Source organism: Longimicrobium sp. (assembly GCF_048594345.1).
Classification (GTDB): domain Bacteria; phylum Gemmatimonadota; class Gemmatimonadetes; order Longimicrobiales; family Longimicrobiaceae; genus Longimicrobium.
Map to the genome: position 1 here is coordinate 1 of NZ_JBMDXM010000132.1, position 4,167 is coordinate 4,167.

At 69.0% G+C, this 4,167-nt stretch carries 2 protein-coding genes; both read left to right on the forward strand.

Annotation, left to right across the window (positions count from 1 at the left end; genetic code table 11):
* The first annotated feature begins 239 nt into the window (after positions 1-239).
* Positions 240-1,700 (forward strand): S8 family serine peptidase, encoded by a 1,461-nt coding sequence (locus tag ACOJUJ_RS14675; RefSeq protein WP_420127641.1) that lies wholly within the window; start codon positions 240-242, stop codon positions 1,698-1,700.
* A gap of 748 nt (positions 1,701-2,448) precedes the next feature.
* Positions 2,449-3,831, forward strand: coding sequence for a sigma 54-interacting transcriptional regulator (locus tag ACOJUJ_RS14680; RefSeq protein WP_420127642.1), 1,383 nt, complete (start codon positions 2,449-2,451; stop codon positions 3,829-3,831).
* The last annotated feature ends 336 nt before the right edge of the window (positions 3,832-4,167 follow it).

Consider the following 4,167-nt stretch of genomic DNA (forward strand, 5'->3'; position numbering starts at 1 on the left):
GGCGTCCCGTTAAATCTAATCAAACCAATCTAAATCCCCCCCAACCGTATACCCGGGCCGCATTTTAAAATTAATCGGCCCGCCGCGGTGCCTGGCGCGGATGCGGAAAGTTCGCGGTTTTGCGGTTGCGGCACGGGTGGATCGGACGCCCGTACGAAAATGGACCCCTGATTGCTTTTTACGGCGCCGACTCAACACACCACTCACTGCGTCTCAAGAAGCAACCGGAGGACGGAACGATGAAGCGCTTGATTGCACTGGCCGCTTGCATGCTCACCCTGGCCGCCTGCCAGGACCACGCGGGCCCCGTGGACGCCGCGCCCGAGGCCGCGCCGTCGAACCTGCTGGGGCTCATTCCCCCGGTGGTGAAGATCGATCCCACGCTCACCACGCTGCTGAACCTGGCCTCGCCCACCGACAAGCTGCAGGTGCTGGTGGCGTATGACGAAAAGGTGACCAACAGCCGCAGCATCGCCGGCGCGCTCACCAGCCTGGGTGCCGGGATCCTCAAGTTCAAGAACCTGCCGGTGGTGTTTACCGTGGCCACGCCGGCGCAGATCGCCAGCATCACCACGCGGCCGGGGGTAACGGGCGTCTACAGCAACAAGCAGCTGGAGTTCTACCTGGCCGAGAGCACGCGCGCGGTCCGCGCCACCGACGCGTGGAACGCGGGCTTTACGGGCAAGGGCGTGGGCATCGCCATCCTGGATTCGGGCGTGGACGGCCTGTACAACGCGGGGCTGCAGTACGGCACCAAGACCGTGCACAACGCCAAGTTCATCGCCGACCTGGGCGACCTGCTGACGCTGGACCCCACCCTGCCGGCGCCGGGCGGCAAGCTGTTCGTGGCCAACCTGCCCACCAGCGAAACCAGCATGGGGCACGGCACGCACGTGGCCGGCATCGCGGCGGGCAACGGCGCCAGCAGCAACGGCGGCTACTACCGGGGCGTGGCGCCCGACGCCACCCTCATCGGCATCGGCGCGGGTGACGCGGTGTTCGTGCTGTGGGCGCTGGCCGGGCTGGACTACATCCTGGACATCCACGAGCAGTACAACATCCAGGTGGTGAACAACTCCTGGGGCAGCAGCGGGGTGTACGATCCGGCGCACCCGATCAACGTGGCGACGCGCAAGCTGTACGACGCGGGCGTGGCGGTGGTGTTCGCGGCCGGCAACGAGGGCCCGGGCGAGAACACGCTGAACCCGTACAGCGCCGCGCCGTGGGTGATCTCGGTGGCCGCGGGGTGCAAGATGGGGATTTCGCCCGAGCCGACCAACGGCGCGGCGCAGTGCGCGGACGGCCGCGGCAACATCCTGGCGGACTTTTCGTCGCGCGGCATCAGCGGCGACCCGCTGGTGCACCCCGACATCACGGCCCCGGGCGTGAACATCGTCTCCACCCGCGCGGTGCTGGGCGTGCTGATGTCGGGCCTGGACCTGCCCGCCGACGTGATGGACTGCAACATCAGCTCGGGCCACCTGCCGTACTACACCTGCGCCGGCGGAACCTCGATGGCCGCGCCGCACGTGGCCGGCGCCATCGCGGTGCTCGAAGAGGCGGCCGGCGGCCAGCTGAGCCCGTCGGCGGCGTACACCGCCCTCATCCGTACGGCGGTCCCGCTGCCGGGATACGCCGAGTGGGAGGTGGGCGCGGGCTTCATGGACGTGTACGCCGCCACGCGGTACGTCCGCCAGTAACGGCGCATCCGCAGGGTGGCATGCCGGCCGCGCGCGCCGCGGCCGGCATCCGGAGAGCGCAACGCTCGCGAAGGTCCGGAAAACGAGCCGGCCTTTCGACGGGTTCGTGGGTGCGGAGCGCGGGAACGCGCGGCGGGTCCGGCTGGCTGACTGCCCGTGTTCATCCTCCTGGTATCCCCGGAGATCCGCAGGGAGTCCCACCAATGTTGAGTCATCGGCTGCTGGCGAAGTGTAGTCCGTGCTTTGCACCCACGAACTCCCGGTCCCCCTCTCCCGCTCCGGCGGGGGAGGGGGATCTCCGTTTGGAGGGATGGTGATGTCGGCGCATGGGGCCCTCACCCGCTCGCTCAGGCTCGCACCCTCTCCCGCACGCGGGAGAGGGTATAAACTTCGATCCCGCTTCGATCACCCGTGGTGCGTCGCACCTCCCTCCCCCGCGCAGTTGCGGGGGAGGGCCGGGGAGGGGGGCGGCCTACCATCTCGCACCAACCTGTATCCATCACCCTCATCTCAACCCCACAACCAACCTCCCCCAGGGTTTTTTGGGGGAGGTGGGCGAGTGGTGTTCGCCCGGAGGGGGCGCCCGCTGGGATCCATCCGCAGCGCTTAAAAAAACTGTGTGTGACGCTCACCCCCCTCTGCCGCGTCGTTAGCGGAGTGGGGCAGGGAAGGAAACGAGCCGGGATGAGGGTCCGTTGCACCATTTTGCAGAATGCCCCATTATGCCCCAGTTCATTCCTTCATCAACATGCAGAATCTGCCCGTGCCGCAGCCGAGCCTGCTGGTCGTGGACCCCGCGCAGGAAACGCGCGCCGCCGCCGTCGAGGCGGCCGGTGCGCGGGCGGTCGTGCGCGCCGCGGCGTCGCTGGGCGAGGGGCTGGAGATGCTGCGCGCCACTCCGCCAGACGCGCTGCTGCTGTCGCTGGACCTTCCCACGGTGGACCTGACGCTGGTGGCGCGGCTGATCGAAAGCGGCGTGCCCTCCGGCTCCATCGTGCTGGCTGCGTCGCGGCCCACGATGCAGGCGATGGTGGAATCGTCGCGGCTGGGGGTGCTGGGGCTGATCGCGGCGCCGGTGGACGCGCGCGAGCTGGCGGGGCTGCTGCGCCAGGTGTTCGCCGGCGACGAGGTGGTGCCGCTGTCCGACGCCGACGCCGAGGACGACGACGAGGCGGCGATCGGCGCCAGCCCGGCCATGCTGGAGGTGTTCCGCATGGTGGGGCGCGTGGCGGCCAGTCCGGCCACGGTGCTCATCCTGGGGCAGAGCGGCACGGGCAAGGAGCTGGTGGCCAAGGCCATCCACCGCAACAGCCCGCGCGCGGCGGGGGCGTTCGTCGCCATCAACTGCGCGGCGATCCCCGAAAACCTGCTGGAAAGCGAGCTGTTCGGGCACGAGAAGGGGGCGTTCACCGGCGCCATCACCCGCAAGATCGGCCGGTTTGAGCGGGCGCACGGGGGCACGCTGTTCCTGGATGAGATCGGCGACATGTCGCTGCCGCTGCAGAGCAAGATCCTGCGGGCGCTGCAGGAGCGCGAGATCGAGCGGCTGGGCGGCGAGGGGCGCATTCCCGTGGACGTGCGCGTGGTGGCGGCCACCAACCGCGACCTGCGCGCGGCCATCACCGACGGCGGCTTTCGCGAGGACCTGTACTTTCGCCTTGCCGTCGTCACGCTCAACCTGCCGCGCCTGGCGGACCGCGGCAGCGACCTGGACCTGCTGGTGCGGCACTTTGTGGCGATGTACGCCATCCGCTACGGCCGCGGCATTCGCGGCATCGCCCGCCCCGTGCTGGAGCTGCTGCACCGCCACGACTGGCCCGGCAACGTGCGCGAGCTCAAGAACGTGCTGGAGCGCGCCGTGCTGCTGGCCCACGGGCCCGTGCTGCTGGCGGAGCACCTGCCGCTGGACCAGATGCGCCCCCCCGCCGGCGACGAACCCACCCCGGACGGCTCGCCGCTCCCCGGCTACACGCCGGACCTGCCGCTGGCGGAGGTGGAGCGGCTGCACATTCGCGAGGTGCTCAAGCTGGTGAACGGCCACCTGGGCAATGCGTCGGACCTGCTGGGCGTGCACCGCAACACGCTCACGCGCAAGATTCGGGAGTACGGGCTGGAGGGGGCGGTGGGGTAGGGAAGTGTGGGAGGGACCCTCACCCGCTCGCGCAGGCTCGCACCCTCTCCCGCAAGCGGGAGAGGGTATAAACGTCGCACCGGCGTTGGGCGTGTTCTCCGTGGTGCGCGGTTGAAGTCCCCTTCGGCAAGCGCGGGTGAGCCGGGACGGCGGCTTCGGGCAGTTCCAGCAGCCGGGTAGCCGATTTTGGGGGATCTCATACCAAATCCGGAAAAAGATTAGGTATTCTGGAGTGCGCCGTTTACATTGAGAAGTGTGGGAGCAGTGCTTGCTACTACCCTCCTCAGGAGCGAGCGCATGAGCCGCCGTATCCGCGTAGAAGGGCATCTGAGCACG